General features: G+C 51.6%; 25 protein-coding genes. 6 read left to right on the top strand and 19 right to left on the bottom strand.

All coding sequences use genetic code 11. The features are described 5' to 3' along the window. Positions 1-82 precede the first annotated feature (82 nt). On the top strand, positions 83-1,741 hold the full coding sequence (locus tag OCU43_RS12510; RefSeq protein ID WP_091355648.1) for a SulP family inorganic anion transporter: 1,659 nt from the start codon (positions 83-85) through the stop codon (positions 1,739-1,741). On the opposite strand, the gene OCU43_RS12505 is transcribed toward OCU43_RS12510, so the two are convergent. Continuing rightward, a complete protein-coding gene (locus OCU43_RS12505) occupies positions 1,734-2,336 on the bottom strand; it encodes a YigZ family protein (RefSeq protein ID WP_091355645.1) in 603 nt (200 codons plus the stop codon). The two genes, OCU43_RS12510 and OCU43_RS12505, sit on opposite strands and share 8 nt — an antisense overlap. 15 nt (positions 2,337-2,351) lie before the next feature. After that, entirely contained in the window at positions 2,352-3,515 is a 1,164-nt protein-coding gene (locus OCU43_RS12500; RefSeq protein WP_091355642.1) for a cation diffusion facilitator family transporter, read from the bottom strand. 416 nt (positions 3,516-3,931) lie between these two features. Here OCU43_RS12500 and OCU43_RS12495 point away from each other — a divergent pair, with 416 nt between their 5' ends. Continuing rightward, entirely contained in the window at positions 3,932-4,837 is a 906-nt protein-coding gene (locus OCU43_RS12495) for a bile acid:sodium symporter family protein (protein WP_091355638.1), read from the top strand. Here the strand turns inward: OCU43_RS12495 and queE are convergent. The 14 genes from queE to ccoN all read right to left on the bottom strand — a co-directional run bounded on the left by queE (position 4,820) and on the right by ccoN (position 18,329). Continuing rightward, positions 4,820-5,461, bottom strand: coding sequence for a 7-carboxy-7-deazaguanine synthase (queE, locus tag OCU43_RS12490; RefSeq protein WP_091356242.1), 642 nt, complete (start codon positions 5,459-5,461; stop codon positions 4,820-4,822). The genes OCU43_RS12495 and queE overlap by 18 nt on opposite strands. Positions 5,462-5,601: 140 nt before the next feature. Further along, positions 5,602-6,516: a recombination-associated protein RdgC gene (gene rdgC, locus OCU43_RS12485; RefSeq protein WP_091355636.1), complete on the bottom strand. Its 915-nt coding sequence runs from the start codon at positions 6,514-6,516 to the stop codon at positions 5,602-5,604. Between the two features lie 173 nt (positions 6,517-6,689). Beyond that, positions 6,690-7,232: an adenine phosphoribosyltransferase gene (locus OCU43_RS12480; protein ID WP_091355633.1), complete on the bottom strand. Its 543-nt coding sequence runs from the start codon at positions 7,230-7,232 to the stop codon at positions 6,690-6,692. A 78-nt stretch (positions 7,233-7,310) separates the two neighbouring features. Then, the gene (gene fnr, locus OCU43_RS12475) at positions 7,311-8,090 is read right to left on the bottom strand and encodes a fumarate/nitrate reduction transcriptional regulator Fnr (protein WP_091355632.1); all 780 of its coding nucleotides are present in this window, start codon (positions 8,088-8,090) and stop codon (positions 7,311-7,313) included. Between the two features lie 87 nt (positions 8,091-8,177). Continuing rightward, the gene (hemN, locus tag OCU43_RS12470) at positions 8,178-9,569 is read right to left on the bottom strand and encodes an oxygen-independent coproporphyrinogen III oxidase (RefSeq protein ID WP_091355629.1); all 1,392 of its coding nucleotides are present in this window, start codon (positions 9,567-9,569) and stop codon (positions 8,178-8,180) included. Positions 9,570-9,636: 67 nt separating this feature from the next. After that, positions 9,637-10,311, bottom strand: a complete 675-nt coding sequence (locus OCU43_RS12465) for a sulfite exporter TauE/SafE family protein (protein ID WP_091355628.1) — start codon at positions 10,309-10,311, stop codon at positions 9,637-9,639. After that, entirely contained in the window at positions 10,308-10,502 is a 195-nt protein-coding gene (ccoS, locus tag OCU43_RS12460) for a cbb3-type cytochrome oxidase assembly protein CcoS (protein WP_091355625.1), read from the bottom strand. The genes OCU43_RS12465 and ccoS overlap by 4 nt, the downstream gene beginning before the upstream one ends. A 28-nt stretch (positions 10,503-10,530) precedes the next feature. Next, the gene (locus OCU43_RS12455) at positions 10,531-13,002 is read right to left on the bottom strand and encodes a heavy metal translocating P-type ATPase (protein WP_091355623.1); all 2,472 of its coding nucleotides are present in this window, start codon (positions 13,000-13,002) and stop codon (positions 10,531-10,533) included. Positions 13,003-13,008: 6 nt separating this feature from the next. Next, the gene (locus OCU43_RS12450; protein ID WP_091355620.1) at positions 13,009-13,515 is read right to left on the bottom strand and encodes a FixH family protein; all 507 of its coding nucleotides are present in this window, start codon (positions 13,513-13,515) and stop codon (positions 13,009-13,011) included. A gap of 85 nt (positions 13,516-13,600) precedes the next feature. Then, positions 13,601-15,016: a cytochrome c oxidase accessory protein CcoG gene (gene ccoG / locus OCU43_RS12445; protein ID WP_091355617.1), complete on the bottom strand. Its 1,416-nt coding sequence runs from the start codon at positions 15,014-15,016 to the stop codon at positions 13,601-13,603. Between the two features lie 166 nt (positions 15,017-15,182). Beyond that, positions 15,183-16,067: a cytochrome-c oxidase, cbb3-type subunit III gene (gene ccoP, locus OCU43_RS12440; protein ID WP_091355614.1), complete on the bottom strand. Its 885-nt coding sequence runs from the start codon at positions 16,065-16,067 to the stop codon at positions 15,183-15,185. After that, positions 16,064-16,252 carry a cbb3-type cytochrome oxidase subunit 3 gene (locus OCU43_RS12435; protein ID WP_091355610.1) on the bottom strand — a complete coding sequence of 63 codons (189 nt, stop codon included), beginning with the start codon at positions 16,250-16,252 and terminating at the stop codon, positions 16,064-16,066. Before OCU43_RS12435 ends, ccoP begins: the two co-directional genes overlap by 4 nt. Positions 16,253-16,257: 5 nt before the next feature. Then, a complete protein-coding gene (gene ccoO / locus OCU43_RS12430; RefSeq protein WP_091355607.1) occupies positions 16,258-16,878 on the bottom strand; it encodes a cytochrome-c oxidase, cbb3-type subunit II in 621 nt (206 codons plus the stop codon). 20 nt (positions 16,879-16,898) lie between these two features. Further along, complete coding sequence (gene ccoN, locus OCU43_RS12425; protein WP_091355604.1) at positions 16,899-18,329, bottom strand: cytochrome-c oxidase, cbb3-type subunit I; 1,431 nt, start codon at positions 18,327-18,329, stop codon at positions 16,899-16,901. A 375-nt stretch (positions 18,330-18,704) separates the two neighbouring features. On the opposite strand from ccoN, the gene OCU43_RS12420 reads away from it, so the two are divergent. After that, positions 18,705-19,316, top strand: coding sequence for an alpha/beta fold hydrolase (locus OCU43_RS12420; RefSeq protein WP_091355601.1), 612 nt, complete (start codon positions 18,705-18,707; stop codon positions 19,314-19,316). An 11-nt stretch (positions 19,317-19,327) separates the two neighbouring features. After that, positions 19,328-20,395, top strand: a complete 1,068-nt coding sequence (gene rlmM / locus OCU43_RS12415; protein WP_091355598.1) for a 23S rRNA (cytidine(2498)-2'-O)-methyltransferase RlmM — start codon at positions 19,328-19,330, stop codon at positions 20,393-20,395. Between the two features lie 92 nt (positions 20,396-20,487). Here rlmM and OCU43_RS12410 read toward each other — a convergent pair whose 3' ends face one another. After that, the gene (locus OCU43_RS12410; RefSeq protein ID WP_091355595.1) at positions 20,488-20,769 is read right to left on the bottom strand and encodes an antibiotic biosynthesis monooxygenase family protein; all 282 of its coding nucleotides are present in this window, start codon (positions 20,767-20,769) and stop codon (positions 20,488-20,490) included. Between the two features lie 154 nt (positions 20,770-20,923). Between OCU43_RS12410 and tusA the strand changes: the two genes are divergently transcribed. Together tusA and OCU43_RS12400 are read left to right on the top strand one after the other, a co-directional pair. Next, positions 20,924-21,163, top strand: coding sequence for a sulfurtransferase TusA (gene tusA, locus OCU43_RS12405; RefSeq protein WP_091355593.1), 240 nt, complete (start codon positions 20,924-20,926; stop codon positions 21,161-21,163). Between the two features lie 76 nt (positions 21,164-21,239). Then, on the top strand, positions 21,240-21,689 hold the full coding sequence (locus OCU43_RS12400) for a ProQ/FINO family protein (protein ID WP_091355590.1): 450 nt from the start codon (positions 21,240-21,242) through the stop codon (positions 21,687-21,689). Between the two features lie 65 nt (positions 21,690-21,754). Here OCU43_RS12400 and OCU43_RS12395 read toward each other — a convergent pair whose 3' ends face one another. Together OCU43_RS12395 and OCU43_RS12390 are read right to left on the bottom strand one after the other, a co-directional pair. Beyond that, positions 21,755-23,692 carry a bifunctional diguanylate cyclase/phosphodiesterase gene (locus OCU43_RS12395; protein ID WP_091355587.1) on the bottom strand — a complete coding sequence of 646 codons (1,938 nt, stop codon included), beginning with the start codon at positions 23,690-23,692 and terminating at the stop codon, positions 21,755-21,757. A gap of 31 nt (positions 23,693-23,723) precedes the next feature. Continuing rightward, positions 23,724-24,296: a transglutaminase-like cysteine peptidase gene (locus OCU43_RS12390; protein WP_091356239.1), complete on the bottom strand. Its 573-nt coding sequence runs from the start codon at positions 24,294-24,296 to the stop codon at positions 23,724-23,726. Positions 24,297-24,340: the final 44 nt, after the last annotated feature.

The raw sequence follows: 24,340 nt of genomic DNA, 5'->3' as shown, positions 1-24,340 counted from the left end.
CAACTGGTGGATTGTTATAAGGTAGTTATGTATACCGATCTATCCAGACACGAATAAATATAAAACCTAGTCAGGATTTGAGATGTCGCTGATTCATGGATTGCACTTTCATAACATCAAAGGCGATCTGCTGGGGGGGCTAACTGCCGCAGTTGTCGCTTTGCCACTGGCGCTGGCATTTGGTGTCTCTTCAGGTGCCGGAGCTATTGCGGGTCTTTACGGGGCCATTTTTGTGGGGCTGTTTGCCGCACTGTTTGGCGGGACGCCCAGCCAGGTGTCGGGTCCTACCGGCCCGATGACCGTTGTTATGGCCTCGGTGTTCACCCAGTTTGTTGCGCTGGACCCCCAGAGTGGGCCGCTTTATGCCTTTACCGTGGTGATTCTGGGAGGGCTGCTGCAGACGTCGTTTGGTCTGTTGAAACTGGGTAAATATGTCACGCTGGTACCCTTCCCGGTGATCTCCGGGTTTATGACCGGTATCGGAATAATCATTATCCTGCTGCAACTGGGGCCGATGTTTGGGTTCCCGGCATCGGCCAGTGCCGGCGAGTCATTGCAGCAGATTCCCCATTATCTGACCCATGCTGATCCTGCTGCGCTGCTATTGGGTGGGGTGACGTTGGCGGTGGTGATCTTTTGTCCTAAAAAACTGGCGGCTGTGGTGCCACCAACCCTGCTTGCGCTGGTGCTTGGCACGGTTATCTATCAGCTGTTTCATGGTGATACCGATCTGGCCATTATTGGTCATATACCCACCGGGTTACCTGAGTTACTGCTGCCGCGGTTTTCGATGGATATTCTCAGCGATATGCTGTTTGCCGCACTGATGCTCGCGGTGCTGGGCTCGATCGATTCCCTGTTAACCTCGCTGGTGGCCGATAATATGACCAAAACCCAGCATGATTCTGATCGTGAGCTGATCGGCCAGGGGATCGGTAATATGGTGGCCGGACTGTTTGGTGGTTTACCCGGTGCCGGGGCGACGATGCGTACGGTGGTCAATATCAAAGCCGGCGGTAAAACACCCATTGCTGGCAGTGTTCATGCGGTTGTACTGGTGTTCGTGATACTCGGTGCCGCGCCCCTGGCGGAAAACATTCCCCATGCGGTACTGGCAGGCATCCTCATCAAAGTGGGGCTGGATATTATCGACTGGCGTTTTCTGATGCGGTTGCATCGGGCACCGCTGTTTGTTGCCAGTCTGATGCTGCTGGTACTGGTACTGACGGTGATGGTGGATCTGGTGACGGCGGTTTTTGCCGGGGTATTTATTGCTAACGTGGTGACGGTTAAGCGTCTGGCTGACCATCAGTTGGATAGCATCCGGGTGATTGACAGCCACGCAGGTAATGATGAGGGGTTGAGTAAACGGGAGCGCAAGCTACTAACTGAAACCCAGGGGCGCGTTATTCTCTATCAGTTTGATGGCCCGGTCAGCTATGCGGCGGCAAAAGGGTTATCTGGCAAACTGCAGGGGAGACACCCCCATGATGCTCTGCTGCTGGACTTTTCCAGAGTGCCATTGATCGACGTATCCACGGCGCTGGCGATTGAGGATATGATTATCGAGGCTCAGGAACTGGGGCGCGATGTTCATATGATCGGTCTGAACCCTATTGTGAAGGATATATTGAGCCGGCTGAAGATTCTCGGGCTGATTCCGGTGAGTTTTTGTCATGAGAGCCGCAGTAAAGCACTGGAAACCGCCTATGCGCTGGTGTTTCGGGATGAACTTAACTGATTGCCAGCGTGATCAGGTGTTGTAACGGAGTCAGGGCCTGTTGAAAGGCGGTCAACCGGTTGGCTTCTAGTTTGGCAATAACTTGCATCTCGGAAGCAAAGTGCCTCTGGCAGTCACTCAGGTTAAACTGGCTGATCAGTTGCTCCAGTTCTCCGGTCAGGTTGTAAGGGGCGGTCAGTGTGATGGTTAGGGTGGCGATCACCGCTTCGGTGGGTAGCGTTTGTAAGGCTTCCTGAACGCTTTGAGAGTAAGCCCGTGCCAGGCCACCGGTACCCAGCTTTACGCCACCAAAATAGCGCGTGACCACCGCACAGATATTGCCCAGATGACTATGGCGCAACACATTGAGCATCGGCTGCCCGGCAGTGCCTTTGGGTTCACCATCGTCACTGCAGTTCCATTGATGAGGGTCATCGGGAACCCCGGCAATATAGCTCCAGCAGTGGTGGTTGGCTTTCGGGTGACCGGCTCGTATCGACTCGATAAAGCGTAGTGCTTCCTCCCGGTCACCGACCGGCTGGATATCACAGATAAAGCGGCTTTTCCGGATCTCAAGTTCAGCGCTGTGGTGAGCGGCCGGGCGCAAGTAGTCCATCGGTCAGTCGGTTCGCTACAGTTTTGGAGGTTGGTATCCCTGCCACAGACGGATACTTCTGAACCATCTGTATTGCCGGAACAGCCTGTCCAGTTCTGTTTCCAGCTGCTTCATATCGATCTGCTGGTTAGTGGGGGTATCAAGCAGCATCAGTTCGATCTCAACTGAATCTCTGCGGTAATAGAGCGCCAGACGGCTGATCCCCAGTTGCGGGTGACCCGTTTGCTCAAGCAGTTCCCATAGGATGCCACTGATCTCGGTTCTGACGGGCAGGCTGGTTGAGTTATCAAACTCCTCTTCGTCATCGTAGGTATCGATATGGAAGATGATATGGCCGATATCTTCAAACTTTTTCATCAGCCTTAGCACCGCTTTATCACCGATATAGTGTCCTTCTGAGGCACTCAGGTGAGGGGCAACCTGCAGATGCATCTCCAGCAGGCTCTGGCTGCCCATACTGCGGCTTTTGAAACTGTGGACGCTGAGTATCCCCTCAACCCCCATAATGACGTCGGTATAGGCTTGCGTTTGTTCTTCCGGCAGGGCGGTATCCACCAGTTCCAGAATGCTTTTCCAGGTCAGGTCCCAGCCAACTTTCGCGATAATCAATGCTACTCCGATGGCGGCAACAGAATCCAGCCAGGCGAGGCCTGCCATCGCCCCGGCAACGCCGAAAAATACCACAATAGAGGAGAAAGCATCGGTTCGGCTATGCCAGGCATTGGCGATAATCAGGTCGGATTTGATCCGCTTACCGACGGTGAGTGTGTAGCGAAATATCGCCTCCTTCGCCAATACCGAGATTGCGGCGATCACCAGTGCGGGCCACTCTGGCAGCTGAACTACTTCGGCGCGGATCAGTGTCAGCAGGCTCTCATAGGCCATTGCACCGGCAACGGCGATCAGAATGCAGCCGAGAATTACGGTACCGATAGTTTCGAATCGTGCATGTCCCCAGGGATGCTCATCGTCTGGTTCCTGGTGGGAATACCTGATGATCCAGACCACCAGAAAATCGGTTAGCAGGTCTGAAAGCGAATGGATGCCGTCGGCGATCAGCGCACTGGAGTGAGACAGCATGCCGAAGACGATTTTAAGCACTCCGAGAACAGTATCGATAACTGAACCAATAATGGTAATGCGCTGGGCCTGTGACTGATTACTGCGGGTTTCTGACATGGTTCAAAAGAGTCCGGTTCTTTACGAGGTCGATATGTTAAGGGGAACCGATCGAATAGGCCAGTTGCAAGGCACTTTTTATAAATATTTTTTTCAAAAAACAGGTTGACTTTTATCAGTCACAGTAACGACGCGGAATTGAAACACTTCTTGGATAAGTTGGATAAATTATTAATTTGATTCAGATCAAAAGTTTATAAGTAATTGATAAATAACAATAAAAACATCTGTTCAAAAAATAACCATATTATAGGGATCGGTGAAAAACCGGGTCATCCGGAGGGGTAATGTGAGGGTACCCACAATGTTATCCACAACTTATGTGGGTAGATTGAGACAGCCCTTTAGTTCTCTGTTATCCGGCAGTTGTGTTAGGTGGTTCTGCACCCTACTATAGCCCTTTCTGAAACTATCTGATGGAGTCTTCCTGCATGGAGGGTGGCAATGCACTTTCGCTATTATTACCTATCGCGCTATTTATTATTATGCTGGGTATGGGGCTGACTCTCAGACCGGGTGACTTTTTTTCGCTGCGGCATCGGCCAGTGGCAATTATTACCGGCGTTGTGTTGCAGCTTCTGTTTCTGCCTTTACTCGCCTGGCTGGTGGTGACGGCTTTACACCTGCCTGCGATGCTGGCTGCGGGCCTGCTGATTGTCTCTTTTGCCCCCGGTGGGGCGACCTCGAATATGATTACCTACCTCTGTCGTGCTGATACTGCCCTGTCTATTTCGCTTACTGCGATCACCAGCCTTATCATCCCTTTTACGCTGCCGTGGTTTACCTGGATCACTCTGGAGCACTTTCTGGGCAGTGGCGTAATGGTACAGCTACCGCTGGTCAGCACCATTATGAAACTGGTGATGGTAACTCTGTTACCGGTTGCGATAGGGGTTGGTGTAAACCACCGCTGGCCACGGTTGTGCTATCAGCTTCAGCGGCCGATGAAAGTGGTCGCACTGGTCTTTATGTGTGTAGTGGTGCTGATGATAAGCTGGGCAAACCGTACAGCACTACCACAGCTAATGCCGTTGCTCAGTCCTGCAATTCTGTTGCTGGCCAGCAGTGCAATGGTGTTTGCGGTGCTGATCGCCCGTTATCTGTTGCGACTGAACACGGAAACTGCTTTGACGCTGGGTATTGAAACCGGGATCCAGAATGCCGGAACCGCATTGATGGTAACTGGTGCGATTTTACAACAACCGGAGATGTCACTGGCGGTACTGCTGTATGGCATCCTGATGCAGGTGCCGGCGGTTATGTTGGTTGTCTGGCGCAACAGCCCAGCGAGGCTGCGGGCTGTGTTAGTCAATGCCAAGTAATTTGTGGGTCTGAAGACTGAGTTTCCACTGGGGATTGGCGAGACAGTAACGAATACAGTCCTGGGTGTGGATGCGTTGCATGGGGCCGTCCATCGGTTGCAGATAGAAGTGTTTAAACGGCAGGTGTATAAACTGTTCTGGCTGTGCGAGGGGTTGCGGGTACACCAGTTTCAGCTCATCGCCACTCTGTTGAATAAGTGCAGCATCTGCTTTCGGACTGACGCAGATCCAGTCGACCGCTTCGGGGACCGGCAGGGTCCCATTGGTTTCTACCGCAACCTCGAAACCCTGTTGATGTAGCGCATCGATCAGCGGCTGGTCTAACTGCAGCAGGGGCTCACCGCCGGTACACACAACGTATGGACGCCCCTGGGTGGTTTCCTTACCCGTGGGCCAGAAACCTCTTATCGCGGCTACCAGGGCCTCAGCTGATTGAAATTTACCGCCATTCTGACCATCAGTGCCAATAAAGTCGGTATCGCAGAAATCACACACCGCTTTACTCCGGTCCTGCTCACGGCCAGACCAGAGGTTGCAGCCGGTGAAACGACAAAATACGGCTGGCCGTCCCGCCTGGGCACCTTCACCCTGAAGGGTATAGAACATCTCTTTGACACTGTAAATCTTACTCACTGAAGGGTCCTGATCTGCTGTATGGAGGGAGTCTGAGGGCTTCCCGGGTTTAAATTGTAATGTATCTGATTCAGCTGAGGGTAACGCCACTGCTTTCAGGGCAGTGGCGCTGGTTTTTCTCAGACGGTTGTTCAGGGACGCTGAGCTTCACCGCCAAACGCATCTATCAGAGCCGGAACAAGGCGGGTCAGCTCCAGTGACATCTGAACAAACTCTGCATCAAACTGGGCAAACGCCTCATCAGGGCTGTCCTGATCGAGTTTCTCTTTCAACTGGTCGGACAGTTTAATACGTTTAATGCACAGGTCATCCTGGAGTATAAAGTTGAGGCTTTCCTGCCATTCCAGTGCCAGTTTTACGACCCGCTTACCGGCCTCCAGGTGATGGCGAATTTCATCGCTGTCAAGATCCTGCCCTTTACAGCGAATGATACCGGTTTCTACTGCACTGTCCCGCAGTTCACACTCATCCAGTGGGGTAAGCCCGGTGTAACGCTCCTCAGGCTTCTCCAGCCAGTGAGACATGATGGCAGAGGGGGATTGGTTTACATCAGGCAGAACAACCGGCAGAGAGCCCAGCAGGCTGCGCAGATGGCTCAGCAGCTCTTCCGCCCGTTTATGGCTGCTGGCATCCACAATCAGCAGATTCTGCTGTGGTGCGATCAGCGCCCAGGTTGTCTGAAATTTACTGAACGCACGGGGTAGCAAGTCCAGCACAATCTCATCTTTAAGCTGGTCCTTTTCCTTCTTATAAACTTTCCGGGCCTGTTCATCTTCGATCAGTTTTACCCGGTTATCCAGTTGCTGACGGATAACCTGGGTGGGAATGATCTTGTCCTCTTTCTGCGCCGCGATCAGCATAAATCCGTTGCCGGCATGTACCAGCATGTCGGACAGCCCACTACTGGGGCTGACCCAGCCAAAACGGCTGAGTTCCTGGCTGCCGCAGGGGGTAAAGGCTTTTTCGCTGAGTTTCTCTTCAAGGGCTTCGGGGGTATAGCTGAACGGCTGTGTGAAACGGTAAACGATGGCATTTTTGAACCACATAAGATGAGCCCTTAATAACAGATAAAAAAAGAGAGGCTATTGTAAAGAGATATACGACGTGCGAACAGGATTGATCTGAAGTTATTCGTTGTCAGCGCAGCCAGGGGGAACCGGTTGTGTGACCAGCTCTGTTGTCAGCCGGGGACCCTGTTTGCAGAGTCCCCGACGGGAGATCACAGGCCTTCGTAGGCCAGCAGGGTGTATACCGGGATGCCTGCTTGTTGAATCAGTTCTGAGCCTTTGAGGTCGGGCAGATCGATCAGTGCAGCAGCTTCATAGACCTCGGCACCAAGCTCTTTAATAATCGTGCTGGCCGCAAGGATGGTGCCGCCGGTTGCGATCAGATCATCAAAGATCAGCACTTTATCGCCTTTGCTGACTGCATCAACCTGCATCTCCACTGCGGCAGTACCGTATTCAAGGGCGTATTCCCGATGAATAGTCTTGCCGGGAAGTTTGCCTTTCTTACGTACCAGTACCAGCGGAATATTCAGCTGGTAAGCCATAATGGAGCCGAACAGGAAGCCGCGGGCATCAATACTGGCGATATGCGTCACTTCGGTGTCGATGTAGCGCTGAATGAATGAGTCCGCAATCATCCGTAACGCTTTCGGGTCTTTAAACAGCGGGGTGATATCTCTGAACATTACTCCGGGTTCTGGCCAGTCCGGAATGGTGCGCATAACGGACTTGATATAACATTCATCGAAACTCATCAGGGGTTCCTTAAAACACTGGGACTATAAAAATAATACCCGCGCAGTGGGCGGGTATTTTTCAACTCAAACATAAGATCAGGATTGCGGGCAGGACTTGTCGTCGCAATATTCGGCATCCTCAGATTCGCCGGACAGGTTGTAGATCTCTTCCAGATTGCTCAGTTCGATCTCTTTACCATCAACCCGTACTAACTCCATTTTCTGGAAACGGGTAAAGATACGGCTGACCGTCTCAACCGCCAGACCAAGGTAGTTACCGATCTCATTACGTGACATCGACAGACGGAAATGGGTGGCTGAGTAACCGCGCGCTTTAAAGCGGGTGGATAGCTTGACCAGGAACGTCGCGACCCGCTGCTCTGCATTCTTCTTACTCAGGAGCAGCATCATCTGCTGATCATCACGGATCTCTTTACTCAGTGTCCGCAATATCTGACGGCGCAGTTCTGGCATCTGTCCGGACAGTTCATCGAGTCGTTCGAATGGAATTTCACAAACGGTTGTGGTTTCCAGCATTTTTGCTGAAACAGGATACTGTTCGCTATCAAAGCCACTCATGCCCACCATTTCACCGGGGAAGTAGAAGCCGGTAATCTGCTCCTCTCCCTCATTGGTGAGGGTGTATGTTTTTATCGTACCGGCACGAATCGCGTAGACAGAGGAGAAGGGCTCACCCTGATGGAATAGGTGCTCACCTTTTTTCAGCGGCCTGCTCTTATCGATAATATCGTCCAGCCGGTCCATCTCTGTCATATTCAGGGACACGGGTAAACATAATGAACTCAGGCTGCACGTGGAGCAATGAACCTGCCTCAAACTATGTAATTTCCCTTCAGATGCCTTATGGTTGCCCATAACTATGTCCTGTTTTCGTTATGTTGTTTGACTTTGCTTGTCAGTGATTATCTACTAAATCGTCAACAGGGTGAAGTATTTCCCGTATCAAATGATACGGGAATACCCTTTAGTCGGTGCCTGCTTGGGAATATAGGCGTCAAATGCCATGCAGATACGACGGATCAGCAGACGTCCGGCAGGGGTGACTTTGATACTGTTTTCAGTAAGTTGAATCAGACCGTCGCCAGTAAACCGCTCCAGTTCCTGTAACTCTTCGGCAAAATATTCAGAGAAACGGATATCAAACTGTTGCTCAATATCCGCCATATGCAGCTGGAAATGACAGATCAACTGGGTGATAACCGCCCGGCGGATGCGATCATCGCGGGTCAGGGTTACGCCGCGTTTGATGGCGTAGTGGTGATCTTCAACGGCTGCGGTGTAGGCCCCCATATCATGTTCATTCTGATAGTAAACATCACCAATCTGACTGATGGAAGAGACACCCATCGCCACCAGATCGCAATCACTGTGGGTTGTGTATCCCTGGAAATTACGGTGAAGCTTTCCGTTTTGTTGCGCCAGAGCCAGCTCATCGTCAGGTTTGGCAAAGTGATCCATACCGATATAAACATAGCCGGCACCACAGAGCTTGCTGATGGTGGTTTCCAGGATTGCCAGTTTGGTTTCCGGGCTGGGCAGGTCTTCAGCTTTGATATGACTCTGGGAACGGAAGCGATCCGGCATATGGGCATAGTTGAAGACAGAGAGCCGGTCAGGGCTCAGCTCGATAATAGTGTCCAGCGTTTTGACAAAGCTTTCCAGTGTCTGGTGCGGCAGGCCGTAGATCAGATCAATATTGATCGAACGGAACCCCAGCCGACGGGCTTCATGCAGCACATCGGCGATCTCTTCAACGGGCTGGACCCGGTTAACTGCCTGCTGAACCTTCAGCTCGATATCCTGAACCCCGAAACTGACCCGGTTAAAGCCGATCTCGCGTAGTACTTTAAGCATTTCATGATCAACTTCGCGGGGATCGATCTCGATAGAGTAGTCTCCGGAATCGTCATCCAGCAATTTGAAGTTCTGCCGCAGTTGCTGCATCACTTCAATCATCTGCTCGTTGCTGATAAAGGTCGGCGTGCCACCCCCGAAGTGAAGCTGTTCAACGGTACGGTCGTTGGCATACCACCCGGACAGTTGCGCCATCTCTTTATACAGGGTGTCGAGGTAGGGCTGAGCCTTTTTGCGGTTGCGGGTGATTACCTTGTTACAGGCGCAGTAATAGCAGACATGGGCGCAGAAGGGGATATGGACATACAGCGATAGCGGTGCACTGTTATCCGCAGTCTGCTGGCCTGTGTGTACCAGATCGGTCGCTGAAAGCTCTGGATCAAACTGGATTGCAGTCGGGTAAGAGGTATATCGGGGGCCGGACAGATCATAGCGGCGGATCAGATCGAGATCCCATTTAATCAGATTATTCTGCGTCACAACTTTTCTCACTTTAACTGCAAAGGTCCGATTATAGTGATTTTAACCGAACCGGTATTGATGTTTATCAAGCCAGACCTGATACCAGTCCCCGCCAGGGGATAGTGTACAGGCCGAAGGCTATAATCAGTAGCCCGGCGATTGTCTGAGCTTTACGGTTCCTCAATAACGTCTGAACCTGATTTGCCAGCAGCCCGGTGGCCAGCATCGCCGGAACCGTGCCCAGACCAAAACATGCCATCAACAGGGCTGAGGTTTTCCAGTCGCTGGCGGTGGCACTCCAGATCAGTGTGCTGTAAACCAGGCCGCAGGGTAGCCAGCCCCAGAGGGCTCCCAGTGCCAGAGACTGCAATGGATTGCTGACCGGTAATAACTTGCGGCTCAGGGGCTGGATATGCCGCCACAGCAGGTTTCCCTGTTTTTCTAAATAGGCCAGAGCCTTCCAGATCTGCGCGACGTAGAGTCCCATAAATATCAGGATGCTTCCCGCCAGAGTGCGCAAAATAAGTGATACCTCGGGCGAGCGGATTAACCAGCCAATGCTGCCAAGCAGAGCGCCAGCCAGCGAGTAGCTGGCGATACGACCAGCGTTGAAACCAAGCAGTAACAGCAGTGGCTGTTGGTTTTTCCGGTCGATACCCATTGCGACCGCGCTGGATATGCCGCCACACATACCCAGACAGTGGGCACTGCCCAGCAGCCCCAGAAGAAGTGCCGTGAAAGCAGAGAGCGACTCGGTCATTCAGGTTTTTCTGCCGGTTTAGGCGGCTTGGCGTCGTCGGGAATCAGATGCTCATCGTCGTCATACAGAATGCTGTGGGCGGGTGATTCAAGATCATCTAACTGACCATTGTTGACCGACCAGAAAAAGCCCCAGATCGCAATTCCCGCAAGGATGATAGCGATAGGGATAAGCAGGTAGATAATTGACATAGCAATACTTCATTCAGGTTTAATATGACTATTCTAACCGATCAGCCCGGTCAAGTTTAGTCAGGCGCAGGGCATTACCTACCACTACGAGTGAACTGACGGACATTCCGATTGCCGCCATCCATGGGGCGATCATCCCGGCGGCAGCCAGCGGCAGGGCGATCAGATTATAGAGAATCGCCCAGCCAAGGTTCTGGCGGATATTCGCGCGGGTGCGCCTGGCCAGCCGTAGCGCCTGTGGCAGGCGCACCAGTTCACTGGAGATCAGCACCGCATCGGCATTGGTTTTAGCCAGGTCGGTGGCTGAGCCCATGGCGATCGACGTCTGGGCTCCGGCCAGCACCGGGATATCGTTGATTCCGTCACCCACCATGATCAGTTGAGCACCATTATCCTGCAGCTGCTGAATATGCTGTAGTTTCTGTTCCGGGCTGACTCCGGAGATCACGGCATCGATTTTAAGTTGTCGGGCGATATGCTTAACGGCAGCGGAGCTGTCGCCTGTCAGCATCTGCACCTCAAGGCCCATGCTTTGTAACTGTTGCACCATGTTAGCCGCTTGTTTGCGGGCTGGGTCATTGAGGCCAAACCAGGCTAGCGGTTCGGTTTCACTGGCGAGCAGAAGCCACTGTCCCTCGGTGTCCGGTGCATCGGTGAAATCCAGCTGCTGGCTGCATAGCTGCGTAGCGAAAGCGGGTTTCCCGATAAAATAGCGTTTTCCGGCAATACTGCCTTCCAGCCCCTGGCCCACATGATTTTTGAGTTGATCGGCGGCAATCACCTGGTGTTTCTGGCTGAGACGGTGGAACGCTTTGGCGATCGGGTGCTCAGAGTGAACCTCCAGGGCGGCGGCAATATCCAGGCACTCCTGTGCAGTCATTTTTGCAAGGGGGGTGGTGTTATGCAGCGACAGATTGCCCTCGGTCAGGGTGCCGGTTTTATCGAACACAATATGGGTTGCCCTGGCAAGACTTTCGAGCACATGGCCCCGGGTGATGAGTAAGCCGTGCTGTCGCAGTGTGCCGGTGGCTGCCGTTAAGGCTGTCGGTGTTGCCAGTGACAGTGCGCATGGACAGGTAATAACCAGCACTGAGAGCGTGACCCAAAAAGCATGGTCTGGGTTTATCTGCCACCAGACCAGTCCGACGGTGGCAGCAACGATCAGTACAGCGGTGACAAAATATCCCGATACGGTATCTGCCAGTCGGGCAACCCTGGGTTTCTCTTCATGGGCCCGTTCCAGTAGTCGAACAATGGAGGAGAGCTGAGAACTGGCTCCGACCTGAGTCACCTCCAGATCGATCGGGTTTTCGACATTGATAGTGCCGCCCACCACTTTATCACCCTCGCGCTTGGTCAGGGGGAGATACTCCCCGGTCAGGGCTGATTCATCGATACTGCTACTGCCCTTAACAATTACGCCATCGGCGGGGATGGTATGTCCCGGCTTGACCAGAATACGGTTGCCCTGTTGCAGTTCATTGGCGGCAACAATTTTCTCGCCACCGTCGTCGGTATAGAGAATGGCACTGGCGGGCAGCAGGTTGAGCAGTGCGTTGCCTGCTTTTCCGGTTCGGTGGCGTGCTTTCATCTCGAGAAAACGGCCGATCAGCAGAAAAAAGGTGAACATACTGACAGAGTCATAGTAGACCTCGCCGCTGGCGGTGACGGTTGCCCAGATGCTGGCAATGTAGGCACCGCCGATGGCGATAGAAACCGGCAGATCCATTGTCAGGTGGCGGGTGCGGAGGTCTCGCAGAGCCGCCTGAAAGAATGGTCTTGAGGCATAAAAAACCACCGGGGTGGCTAATACCAGGCTGGCCCAGCGGATGAAGTTTTCATAATCGGTTTCCAGGCTGGCACCGGCACCAGTGTAGAGTGCAACGGCGAGCATCATTATCTGCATAGTGAAGACACCGGCAATGCCCAGCCTGCGCATGGCTCGCTTGGTCTCCTGCTCCAGCAGTTGCTCCTCTTTGTCCGGGTGATAGGGGTGTCCCTGATAGCCGATACTGTGCATCGCGATAAAGATGTCACTGAGATGGATCTTCTGTTCATCCCACTGCACCCGGGCGCGGTGGTTTGTCAGGTTGACGCTGGCCGCTATAACGCCCTCGAGTGAACTGATATGGTGCTCAAGCAGCCAGACACAGGCAGCGCAGGTTATCCCTTCGATTACCAGTGTTGCCTGCCGGCTGCCGTCGGCCAGCTCGGCAACAAAGTGGCTCTGCACACTGTGGTGGTCATACAGCTCGAACTCGGCCCGTAACTGTTCACTGGCGCTGATGGATTCTGGGGATGCTGCTTCAGAGGTGCGGTGCTTATAGTAGTTTTCCAGACCTCCGTCCGCTATCACCTGCGCGACCGCCTGACAGCCCGGACAACACATCTGCCGCGGCTGGCCACCGATAACCGTATAAAACTCGCTGCCCGCCGGAATATCCAGGCCGCAGTGAAAACAGCCACTTTCCTGGTGCAGACTACCTTCAGAGGCATTCATCACAGGTTACTGAGTACCCAATATGAAAATTTGTTGATCGTACGGGGGTTCAGCCTCATTGATCAGTTGCCAGTCTTTGCTCTCAGGACTGATGATCAGCTTTCTGTTGCCTTTGAGAGTGTTGTTCAGCTCACCGGCATAATGGCCCGGTTTAAGTTGATGCAGGGGGATAATAATATCCAGGCTGGCCTTGGTTGGGTGACCAATGGTCAGCAGCAACTGCTCAGGCAGGGGCTTATTTTGTGCGCTGATCAGCTCCAGATTGATGTCGTTGGTCAGTGTGTCGAATTTAAGCTTGCCACTCAGACCCAACAGGCGCGCAGCTTCTTTAAGACGGTTATCCTCATGGAACGATTTGGCCTTTTTGGTATATTCCTCAAGCACAACACCATCATTAGTGACGATCGATGCGGTGATGTAGATGGCGGAGTAGAGCACAGTAGCAATCAGCGGGGCCAGAATAAACCACAGCCAGGGTTGCTTAAACCAGGGTCCGATTTGTTGATCAGTCATATGTTTCCTTAAAAAAGAAATAGCTGCTCGGAAGTGAATCCGGCAGCTATTCTAACTCAGTCAAATGGGGGAGGGTAGGCTTAGCTTAGCGTTTCACTGGGCCAATAAAGCGATTATCCTCTTCCACCAAAATGCTCTTATCATCCAGCGCCTGAACTTTGAAGGTAATATCGTAGTTCGGACGTTCAAGGAAGCGAGGGTCTGCCTGCAGACTGATTGGATGGTCCAGCAGTTCGCCTGAACGGATCAGCACTTCGCTGTCACCCGCCATTTTGATCCCCTCTACACCTGTCACTTCGATACTGAAGCGATGGTCGATCTGCGATTTATTGGCGAGTTTGAGAGTATAAACGTTTTCAATCATGCCGTTTGACGCTTCGACGTAGAGTTGACCCCGGTCACGAATTATATCAACTTCAAGCGGTACCCTGCTGTACAGGGTGTAGCTGAAAGCAATAAACATAGCGCAGATGGCGATAAAATAACCGATCAGGCGTGGCCGGAGAATATGCGTTTTGCCTCCCTTGAGCGCATGTTCTGTCGTATAACGAATCAGGCCCCGCTCATATCCCATACGGTCCATGATATCGTCGCAGACATCAACACAGGCGCCACAGGCAACACACTCATATTGCAGTCCATCACGGATATCGATCCCCACCGGGCAGACATGAACACAGTTATCACAATCGATACAGTCACCCAGTCCCTGAGATTTGTAGTCAACGCCTTTTTTCCGTTTGCCGCGATTTTCACCGCGGATGTCATCATAGGATATGATCAGAGTGTCCTGATCAAACATAACGCTCTGGAAGCGGGCGTAAGGGCACATGTAGATACACACCTGCTCACGCATCCAGCCCGCATTGGCGTAAGTGGCGACAGTCAGGAAGCCGATCCACCAGGTTTCCCAGGGGCCAAGGTGCCAGGAGATAACGGAGGGAACCAGTTCGCGAATCGGAGTGAAATAGCCGACAAACGCGATAGCAGACGCGGCAGCGATGATCAGCCATATCGCATGCTTAGCTGCTTTGCGGGCGATCTTTTCTCCGCTCCAGCCAGCTTTATCCATACGCATTCTCTGGTTGCGATCACCCTCTGTGACCCGCTCAGCCCAGATAAAAAACCAGGTCCAGACAAATTGGGGGCAGGCATAGCCGCACCAGAGCCGGCCGGCAAACACGGTGACAAAGAACAGAGTGAAGGCAAGAATTATCAGCAGCCAGGAGAGAAGCATGAAATCCTGGGGCCAGAAGGTGAAACCAAATACATGGAATTGACGGCTTGGCAGATCAAATAGAACAGCCTGATGGCCATCCCATTGAATCCAGGAGAAACCGTAAAACATTACCAGCATCATAAAGCCGGAGATAGTTCGAAAGTTCTTAAAGAACCCTTTGTAGTACTTTACATAGATATGCTCACGTTTAGCATACAGGTCGTAATTTTCATCGCCTTTATTGCCTTTTGGAGTCACATCCTTAACTGGTATTTGATTCATACCATTCCTCACCATCAAGTAGTCGAAATACCAACACCAAAACCGTCTGAACTATGGTTTATTAGTGAATTTGAATATTATACCCGGTTTAATGCAGTATTTAAGCGGTAGTACAAAAAAAGGCGATATGATTTGCATCATATCGCCTTTTTTATTGATCTGAACCTTACTTGTTAGAGAGGCTGTATACGTAAGCGGCGATCAGAGTGATCTTGTCATCGCTTAGCAGATCTTTGTGTGCTGGCATAACACCGTTACGACCGGTACGGATTGTGTGGCTGATCTGCTCGAAAGAGCCGCCATACAACCAGGTGTTGTCGGTCAGGTTTGGTGCGCCCAGAGCCTGGGTTCCCTTACCATCAGCGCCGTGACATGCAGTACACAGAGCCTGGAACTGTTGCTTACCGCGCGCAGCCATATCAGCATCGTGCTCTGCACCGCTCAGTGACAATACGTAGCTTGTCACATCACGTACACCCTCTTCACCCAGTACCGGACCCCAGGCTGGCATAGCCCCCTGGCGACCGTTGGTGATAGTCTGCTTGATAGTGGCAGGAGCGCCACCGTACAGCCAGTCACTGTCGGTCAGGTTAGGGAAGCCGTGAGCACCGGCACCGGTAGCGCCGTGACACAGAGAGCAGTTGTTAGCAAACATCCGCTGACCAATTTTCAGGCCGTCAGGCTGGTTCTGCAGGTCTTCAACAGACATGGCAGCGTATTTAGCAAAAACAGGCTTGTAAACCTCTTCAGCGTGCGCCATCTCTTCTTCATATTGACCTATAGAAGTCCAGCCGTAAAAACCTTTTACGTTAGCCAGGCCGTAAAGACCCAGATAGGCAATACCGAAGATAACAGTGGCCACAAACATCTGAAACCACCAGCCCGGAAGTGGGTTGTCATACTCTTCGATACCGTCGAAAGAATGCCCCAGAGTTTCCTCTGTAGCTTCCTTGTGTGGTTCGCTCTTACGCGTGGCAAGCAGCAACCAGGAACAACCCAGAATCACTGCCAGGGTAATTGCCCATACCCATGCGTTCCAAAAAGCACTCATTTTTCATTTCTCCCGTCATTGGTCTCATCTGCATTTGCAGGCCCCTCATCCTCATCGGCAAAGGGCAGTTGTGATGCCTCATCAAATCGCTTGCGGTTACCCGGTAAAAGCACCCAGATAAACAGCGCGATAAAGGTGATAATCATCACTGCGGGCAGATATGGACCATAAACTTCGTAGCTCACTCGAATTACCGCTTATTGGTATATTGAGAGTGGGTTTTACCAAGTGCCTGTAGGTATGAAACCAGGGCGTCGATCTCTGCCTTGCCTTCAACCTGTTCCCGTGCTTTGCTAGCATCTTCCTCGGTGTATGGAACACCCAGTTTAGCGAGAACTCGCATCTTGGCAGCCGTATCTTCACCAGACAGTTTGTTTTCAAACAGCCATGGATAAGCGGGCATCTTGGACTCAGGTACCACATCCCGTGGGTTGAACAGGTGTGCACGGTGCCAGTCATTACTGTAACGACCACCTACACGGGCCAGGTCCGGACCGGTACGCTTAGAACCCCACAGGAACGGATGCTCCCATACGAATTCATTAGCCGTTGAGTAGTGACCGTAACGCTCAGTCTCTGCCCGGAAAGGACGGATCTGCTGTGAGTGACATACATAGCAGCCTTCACGGATAAAGATATCACGGCCTTCAAGTTCAAGAGGAGTATACGTACGCAGGCCTTCAATCGGCTTGGTAGTCGCATTCGCAAAGAACAGAGGTACGATTTCAGCAAGACCACCACCACTGATTACCAGGATAATCAGCAGGATCATCAGGCCAATGTTCTTTTCAATCGTTTCATGCTTGATCATTTTATGTGCTCCTCTGATCCTTAAGCTGTCTGCGCAGATGCGTCAGCTGCAGGAGCTGTGCTGCCTTTACGAACAGTCTGCCAGACGTTGAATGCCATCAGCAGCATGCCGGTCAGGAAGAATGCACCACCCAGCGCACGGACGAAGAAACCAGGATGGCTCGCCTCGAGTGCTTCTACGAAGCTGTAAGTCAGGGTGCCGTCTTCGTTAACTGCGCGCCACATCAGACCTTGCAGGATACCGTTTACCCACATAGAGCAGATATACAGAACAGTACCGATAGTAGCCAGCCAGAAGTGGGTGTTTACCAGAGCGATACTTGCCATCTGAGCTTTACCCCAGAGTTTAGGAATCATGTGGTAAACCGCACCGATAGAGATCATCGCAACCCAGCCCAGAGCACCCGCATGTACGTGACCGATAGTCCAGTCAGTGTAGTGGGACAGAGCGTTTACGGTCTTGATAGACATCATCGGACCTTCGAAGGTAGACATACCGTAGAAAGACAGAGATACAACCAGGAAGCGCAGTACCGGATCGGTACGCAGCTTATGCCATGCACCAGACAGGGTCATCATACCGTTGATCATACCACCCCAGGAAGGCGCCAGCAGGATCAGGGACATCACCATACCCAGAGTCTGAGCGAAGTCAGGCAGGGAGGTATAGTGCAGGTGGTGACCACCAGCCCACATGTAGGTTGCGATCAGAGCCCAGAAGTGAACGACAGACAGACGGTAAGAGTAGATTGGACGCTCAGCCTGCTTCGGTACGAAGTAGTACATCATGCCCAGGAAGCCCGCAGTCAGGAAGAAACCTACCGCGTTGTGGCCATACCACCACTGAACCATCGCATCAACAGCACCTGGATATACAGAGTAGGACTTGAACAGAGAAACAGGCATCGCTGCGCTGTTAACAATGTGCAGTACTGCCACTGTCAGGATAAATGCCATGTAAAACCAGTTACCCACGTAGATGTGAGATGTCTTACGCATCTTCACTGTACCCAGGAACACGATAGCGTAGGCCACCCAGACGACAGTGATCAGCAGATCAATTGGCCATTCCAGCTCGGCATACTCTTTAGATTGAGTAAAGCCCAGTGGCAGGGTGATCGCTGCACTCAGAATAACCAGCTGCCAGCCCCAGAAAGTAAAGGCCGCCAGTTTGTCAGAGATCAGACGGGTTTGGCTCGTACGCTGTACGACGTAGTAAGAGGTTGCGAACAGTGCGCAGCCTCCGAATGCAAAGATAACTGCGTTGGTATGCAACGGACGCAAGCGACCGTATGTCAGCCAGGCAGTATCAAAGTTTAGTGCAGGCCATACTAACTGGGATGCGATTAACACGCCCACGGCCATTCCGACGATGCCCCATACCACTGTCATGATGGCGAATTGACGCACCACCTTGTAATTGTAGGTTGGGTGTTCAGCTGCTGTGCTCATATCAGGCTCTCATCAACAAGCTATTAGAAAGGTTTAGAAAGTAAATTTCCGCTGGCTATTATGTGGAAACAACGGTCACATTTCAATGCGTCAACGGTATTAGTTGCGACATAGTGCCGCAGTGCAAAACGTGTAAATCTCATCATATTAAAATATTTATTTGTTTTGATGTTATTTTTAAGTTATTGAATATAAAGAATATATTGGTTTTTGTTGTACGTTTGGGTGTATGAGGAGATCATCGTTTAGTACTGTTTTTGTCAAAGGTTGATATAGATCAAGCCAGTATCAAAAGTTACTAATTTGGCTTTTCTTGATATGGATCAAGCCGGATTTGTCGCATAATTAACGGTATTTCTGATCTGAGGGCGACGAATGATTATTGAGGGCAGGGCTGAGAAAGCCCGGATATTGCTGGCCCATGGTGCCGGTGCGCCAATGGACAGCCTGTTTATGACTCAGTTGGCAGCAGCGCTTGCGACAGATGGTGTTGAGGTTATCCGGTTTGAATTCCCCTATATGCAGAAGCGCCGTATTGATGGCAAGAAGCGTCCTCCGGACCGGCAGGGAGTATTGCTGGAATATTTCACCCGACTGATAGAGCAGTTTAGTCATGATGGTCTGCCGCTCTGGCTGGCAGGGAAATCTATGGGCGGGCGGATGGCTACCATGCTGGCGGATCATCCCGCTGTCACGGGGTGTTTTGTCTATGGCTATCCGTTTTATCCACCCGGAAAACAGGATCGTCCCAGAATTGAGCACCTTTTCTCTGTCTCTAAGCCGATACATATATTTCAGGGGTGCCGGGATAATCTGGGGCGAAAAGAGGTGGTAGATGAGTATCGGCTTTCAGGCTCAGTGGCTTTGCACTGGCTTGTAGATGGAGACCACGATTTAAAACCGAGAAAAATAACCGGAATTACTCAGGACGAACATATCGCTGATGCAGTAGAATCCACCCTGAAAATTATCAACCGCCATCATTGAGGTACACCGTTGTGAATCACCTTTTACTCTATTGCCGTCCGGGCTTCGAAAAAGAGTGCGCGGCCGAGGTGCGGGAGTTGTGTGAGCAACAGGGTATCTACGGTTATTGTAAGCTTGAAGAGAACAGCGGTTACGCCCTGTTTGTCAGCCATCAGCCCGATGGCGCTTCACTGGCGGTTGAGACGCTACAGTTTCATGATCTGATCTTTGTGCGTCAGTGGATAGCTTGTCTGCCACTACTTGAGAGTATTAATACGGAAGACCGCATCGGTTCGCTGATGCCGCATGTGAGTGGTTTGCCGCAATGCAACGAGTTATGGGTAGAACCTGCTGATACTACTGATGGTCGTGAGATGCAGCGGTTCTGCAATAGCTTTGGTTCGGCATTCAGTCAGGTTTTGCGCAAACAGGGAGTTCTGCAGCGCAAGGCGGCTAACCGGATGCATATTTTTGCCCTGTCCGGCAGTAGTTTCTATATCGGCTATGTCCCGGTTGCCAACTCAGCCCCCTGGCCGATGGGGATTATGCGCCTGAAATTTCCCAATCAGGCTCCCAGCCGCTCGACCCTGAAGCTGGAAGAAGCGTGGCACTGGTTTATTCCTGAACAGCAGTGGCATCACTATATCAGTAGTGGTAAACGGGCGGTCGATCTGGGTGCCGCACCAGGCGGCTGGACCTGGCAGTTGGTGAACCAGAATATGTTCGTCACCGCCATTGATAATGGCCCGATGGCGGAGTCTCTTATGCAGACCGGACAGGTTAAACATCTGACTGAAGATGCCTTCACCTATCAGCCGCACAAGCCCTGTGACTGGATGGTATGCGATATCGTTGATAAGCCGACCCGGGTGATAAAGCTGATGACCCGGTGGCTGGTTGAAGGCTGGTGCCGGGAAACCATTTTCAATCTCAAGTTACCGATGAAGCAGCGTTACCCTGAGGTGAAGCACTGTCTGGGGTATCTGCAGCAGGAGATGGATAGCGCGGGTATTCACTACCGTATTGCGGCCAAGCATCTGTATCATGATCGTGAAGAGATAACGGTGCATGTGCGACGGTCAGATCACTACGGTCAGTAGGACGGGGCGCACAGCAGCCGTTATCAGGGTAACACGCTGCCTCTGGCGCAGATAACCACAGCAGGCCGTTTTGTAACAGGCCTGCTTATTTGTCAGTGTTCCAGAATGGTGATTTTCTCTTCTGTTTCCAGCATCGGCATAATCGCCTCCATGATCTGCTTACGCTCTTCAGAAGAGAACCAGCGTTGCCAGTCCTGAATGGTGCGAAATGTCGCCATTACAACCCGGTGATTCGGATCAAAACTGTTTTTTAATGACTCCCCGGAGATAAAACCATGCGCCTGCGTCGCTACCTGCAGGGTATTGCGGGCGGCTTTTTCGTAGTGTTCAGCCAGGTCGTCGGCAATATGGCGCTCAATCAGTACTCGAATCATCTTTGCTCTCCGTTAACTGAAGAAAATTATTTTCATTTATTTCAATATAATAGCACTGTTGAAGCAGGTAAAATGTTATCAGTTAAAAAGATGGGTTTTTCTATACCGCTGAATTTGCGACAATATGTCTCCCGATGTAGTCGAGGTGGAGTAGATGGTGGAAGTTAAAGCGGATCAGGTTATGGATGCAACCGGCCTGTTCTGTCCGGAACCGGTAATGCTGTTGCACAATAAAGTACGTGAAATGGCTATAGGTGAGGTGTTGCAGTTAACAGCAACGGATCCGTCAACTCAGCGTGATGTGCCAAAATTCTGTACCTTTCTGGGGCATGAACTGCTGGACCAGAAAATGGAAGATGATCGTTTTTTTTACCTGATCCGCAAAGGCGAGTGACTTGCTCACCTGGCGTCAGGGCAAATGTAAATTAAGGCCCGCAGGGTCAATGATAAATGGTTGAGAGAAACTTACTGTGACAGCAACAGAGACAACGGATAAATCTAAATCCCGTACCCGTTCCAAAAACCGGGCTGCTAACCAGGCCGCTTTACAGCTGCTATGCGATGCATATCCTGATGTTTTCAATCGGGAAAATATGCGGCCATTGAAAATAGGGATTCAGGAAGATCTGATTGCTGATGAGAAGTTAGCGAAAAACAAGATTAAACGGGCGCTGGCGTCATATGTTCGTTCTCCCTACTATTTTCGCAGCCTGAAAGAGGGCGCTGACCGTATCGGTCTGGATGGCCAGCCCGCCGGTCAGGTCAGCGAGTCTGAAGCTGAGCATGCTAAACAGCAGTTGAAAGAGATCAATAAGCTGCGTCAGCAAAAACAGCAGGAAGAGAAAGCCAGACAGAAGGTTAAGGAGAAGGAAGATCGCCTTAACAATAAGCTGGAGATGTTGCTGACCAAGCGTGGTTAATAATATTCCGTTATAAAAAACCGCCTTTATGGCGGTTTTTTTGTAGCTGTTGTCAGAGTCTGGGTTCAGAGCTCGGCAGGCTTGCCGTGGATCCAGCCCTGCGCGCCGTCCACTTCCAGCTGGTGCAACGCGCTTAGCTGAGTGTCCCGCTCAACATGTTCAGCATAGGCTTGTATATCGAGACTGTGAGCGACCGTGACCAGGCTTTTGACAAAGAACCGGTCTTCTGCGCTGCTGTCCAGCTCCCGGATCAGAGAGCCATCGATCTTAATGTAGTCAGGATGGACGGTATACAGATAGCTGAAGCCCGCAGGGTTGATGCCGAAATTGTCCACCCCAAAGCGCACGCCGGCCTGCTTGAGCTGGTCGCGAAACAGCGCCACGCGACTCAGGTTGTTGAGAACTGATGTCTCGTTGATTTCGATACACAGCTGTTCTGGTCTGGGCAACCTGCTCAGATTACTGATAAGCCAGTCACAAAATGTTGTGTCGCGAACCGATTCATTGCTCAGGTTGACGCCCAGGGCCTGCTCTGGCTGCTGTTCAAGGCGATCAATAGCGGCATTGAGCACTGATCGGTCCAGCGCGGTGAGTAGATTCAACTGTTTCACAACGCTGATAAACTCACCGGCCATGCAGGGCAGATTTTCCTGATTGAGAATCCGGGCGTAAATCTCGTTATGAATCACCGTCGGGCTATCAGAAATCGATTTAACGGGCTGGGCCTGAAGAAATATATCACCGTTGACAATCCGGCTGCTGACATGCTGATGCCAGCTGTTTTGTTGCTCTGTGTTAGTGGCGCTGCTGCAGAATATAGTGGCGTTGTCCTGACGGGCCTTTCCGGTAGCCTGTCGGGCGTTAACCAGCAGCTCTTTGGAACTGCCCTGTTCAGAATAGGCGGCAACGCCGATAAAGAAAGGGGCGTCCCCTCTACGATTGTCATTCAGCTGCTGATAGGTGTCTTTAAGGCTGTCAGCCAGTTTATTCAGCTCTCTTTCCAACTGGTCCTGATTGGTCATGTCTGTGAGCAGGATAAGCTCTGAAATGCTGATTCGGCCGATGACCGGGCCTTCGGTTAACCGCGCCAGTTCATTCAGCTGTCCGGCACAGGCACGGATAAAGTTATTGGCTTTCTCTATCCCCAGCTGATTATTCAGTTCCTGCAGATCGGCCAGTTGCAGGTGGATGAGGTGACCATGGCCGAAGTCCCTGCGGTAATCGATACGCTCATTCAGCTGAGTGAAGGTCGCCCGCTGATTGGCAAGGCCTGTCAGGTCGTCCTGATAGGCAGTGCGGCGTATCTCTTCAATATTTTTCGCTTGTTCATCAAACATAGTGCGAACCCGGTGTACCATCATATTCATCGCCAGAACCACCTGCTTCAGCTCCCGGGTTCCGGGAATGCGGCTCTGTTCGATATATTTTTGCTGGGACAGCGCCTGGGCCTGCTCTTCGACCCCTTTCAGTGGGTTCAGTATGTAGCGCATCAGCAGGCTGATAAAGACCATGCTGAAGAGAGAGAGCACCACGAACCAGATAAACGTTTGCTCGGTTCCGCGCCACAGCTGCTCATAGGCATAGCCAGCGCGGCTCTGAACAAAGATTGAGCCTGCTTTCTGCCACTGATTGGTTATCTCCCGTGTCATCTCAGGAGGGGTTATCTCCACCAGGTGGACAAACCATTCGGGTACACTATCGCTGATATGGGCATCGGTGCTTTTGACGAAAAGAGGCTGGTTGTCGGCATCCACTACCCGGATCTGCTGATAGAAACCGCTGTCGAAAATTGCATTAACGGTGGTTTCGATGGCAGCGGTATCATGGGCGGCCATATAGGGGGCCAGGTAGAGACCTAAGTGGGTGGCGGTATCCTGACCATGAGACTCAAGCTGATGGATCAGCATCTCCTTGGAACTATCCGACATCAGATATACTGTGCCTGAAGCCAATCCGATCAGTACGGCTAACACGGCGGCCATTAACTGATTAACGATAGACATTGTTGATTCCTCATCTGCTCATTGATCAGGATTAGTAATCCTGATTTTCCATTCGTGATTGTAGTTGTACCCAGGGTTTCAGCTGATCAGAGGTACCCACCAGTGTGCTGCGCCGGCCTTTTTTTGACAGCCAGAGGTTGTCACCGTTAAAACTGTATACGTGTTGCAGGTCGGGCCGCCGGTTGGCCGGTCTTATCTCGGGTATCAGATTATCCAGTATCAGTGGTGTTGATTTTGGTGTGGCGTAATAGGTTAACACCATGTGCGCCTGATTCAGTCTGAGTGCTTTAACATAGGCGATGCTGAGTTTTTCTATCGGGATGCCGACCTGACGCAGGGTGTAGTATTTAGCGATAGAGAAGTCTTCACAATCGCCCCCGTTGGTTATCAGAAACTCCACCGGGCTGGCCCAGTAATCTTTCTGGTGCCAGTGGATAATATCATCGACAAACTCCATCTGATTGAAAAAACGGTTTACCCGGAAGAGTTTTTCATCTTCATCTAGGTCTGCTATCTCTTTGATCAGATTCTGCCAGCTCTGTAGCCGTCGTTCGGCCATCTCTCCATACTTTTGGCCCAGTTTTTTGATCTGGGCGTCTGACATCAGTACGCTGAATTCAGGAGCGGCGAAGAGCGTATAGGTAAGTG

The organism is Amphritea atlantica (genome assembly GCF_024347255.1).
Taxonomy (GTDB): Bacteria; Pseudomonadota; Gammaproteobacteria; order Pseudomonadales; family Balneatricaceae; genus Amphritea; species Amphritea atlantica.
The sequence above is the reverse complement of the archived record's forward strand: the minus strand, read 5'-3'. Positions and strand labels throughout refer to the sequence as shown.

Bases quoted from the DNA above. Each gene is read 5' to 3' on its own strand.
- OCU43_RS12510 (WP_091355648.1), top strand. From the start codon at position 83: ATGTCGCTGATTCATGGATTGCACTTTCATAACATCAAAGGCGATCTG.
- OCU43_RS12505 (WP_091355645.1), bottom strand. From the start codon at position 2,336: ATGGACTACTTGCGCCCGGCCGCTCACCACAGCGCTGAACTTGAGATC.
- OCU43_RS12500 (WP_091355642.1), bottom strand. From the start codon at position 3,515: ATGTCAGAAACCCGCAGTAATCAGTCACAGGCCCAGCGCATTACCATT.
- OCU43_RS12495 (WP_091355638.1), top strand. From the start codon at position 3,932: ATGGAGTCTTCCTGCATGGAGGGTGGCAATGCACTTTCGCTATTATTA.
- rdgC (WP_091355636.1), bottom strand. From the start codon at position 6,516: ATGTGGTTCAAAAATGCCATCGTTTACCGTTTCACACAGCCGTTCAGC.
- OCU43_RS12480 (WP_091355633.1), bottom strand. From the start codon at position 7,232: ATGAGTTTCGATGAATGTTATATCAAGTCCGTTATGCGCACCATTCCG.
- fnr (WP_091355632.1), bottom strand. From the start codon at position 8,090: ATGGGCAACCATAAGGCATCTGAAGGGAAATTACATAGTTTGAGGCAG.
- OCU43_RS12465 (WP_091355628.1), bottom strand. From the start codon at position 10,311: ATGACCGAGTCGCTCTCTGCTTTCACGGCACTTCTTCTGGGGCTGCTG.
- ccoS (WP_091355625.1), bottom strand. From the start codon at position 10,502: ATGTCAATTATCTACCTGCTTATCCCTATCGCTATCATCCTTGCGGGA.
- OCU43_RS12455 (WP_091355623.1), bottom strand. From the start codon at position 13,002: ATGAATGCCTCTGAAGGTAGTCTGCACCAGGAAAGTGGCTGTTTTCAC.
- OCU43_RS12450 (WP_091355620.1), bottom strand. From the start codon at position 13,515: ATGACTGATCAACAAATCGGACCCTGGTTTAAGCAACCCTGGCTGTGG.
- ccoG (WP_091355617.1), bottom strand. From the start codon at position 15,016: ATGAATCAAATACCAGTTAAGGATGTGACTCCAAAAGGCAATAAAGGC.
- ccoP (WP_091355614.1), bottom strand. From the start codon at position 16,067: ATGAGTGCTTTTTGGAACGCATGGGTATGGGCAATTACCCTGGCAGTG.
- ccoO (WP_091355607.1), bottom strand. From the start codon at position 16,878: ATGATCAAGCATGAAACGATTGAAAAGAACATTGGCCTGATGATCCTG.
- ccoN (WP_091355604.1), bottom strand. From the start codon at position 18,329: ATGAGCACAGCAGCTGAACACCCAACCTACAATTACAAGGTGGTGCGT.
- OCU43_RS12420 (WP_091355601.1), top strand. From the start codon at position 18,705: ATGATTATTGAGGGCAGGGCTGAGAAAGCCCGGATATTGCTGGCCCAT.
- OCU43_RS12410 (WP_091355595.1), bottom strand. From the start codon at position 20,769: ATGATTCGAGTACTGATTGAGCGCCATATTGCCGACGACCTGGCTGAA.
- tusA (WP_091355593.1), top strand. From the start codon at position 20,924: ATGGTGGAAGTTAAAGCGGATCAGGTTATGGATGCAACCGGCCTGTTC.
- OCU43_RS12395 (WP_091355587.1), bottom strand. From the start codon at position 23,692: ATGTCTATCGTTAATCAGTTAATGGCCGCCGTGTTAGCCGTACTGATC.
- OCU43_RS12390 (WP_091356239.1), bottom strand. From the start codon at position 24,296: ATGTCAGACGCCCAGATCAAAAAACTGGGCCAAAAGTATGGAGAGATG.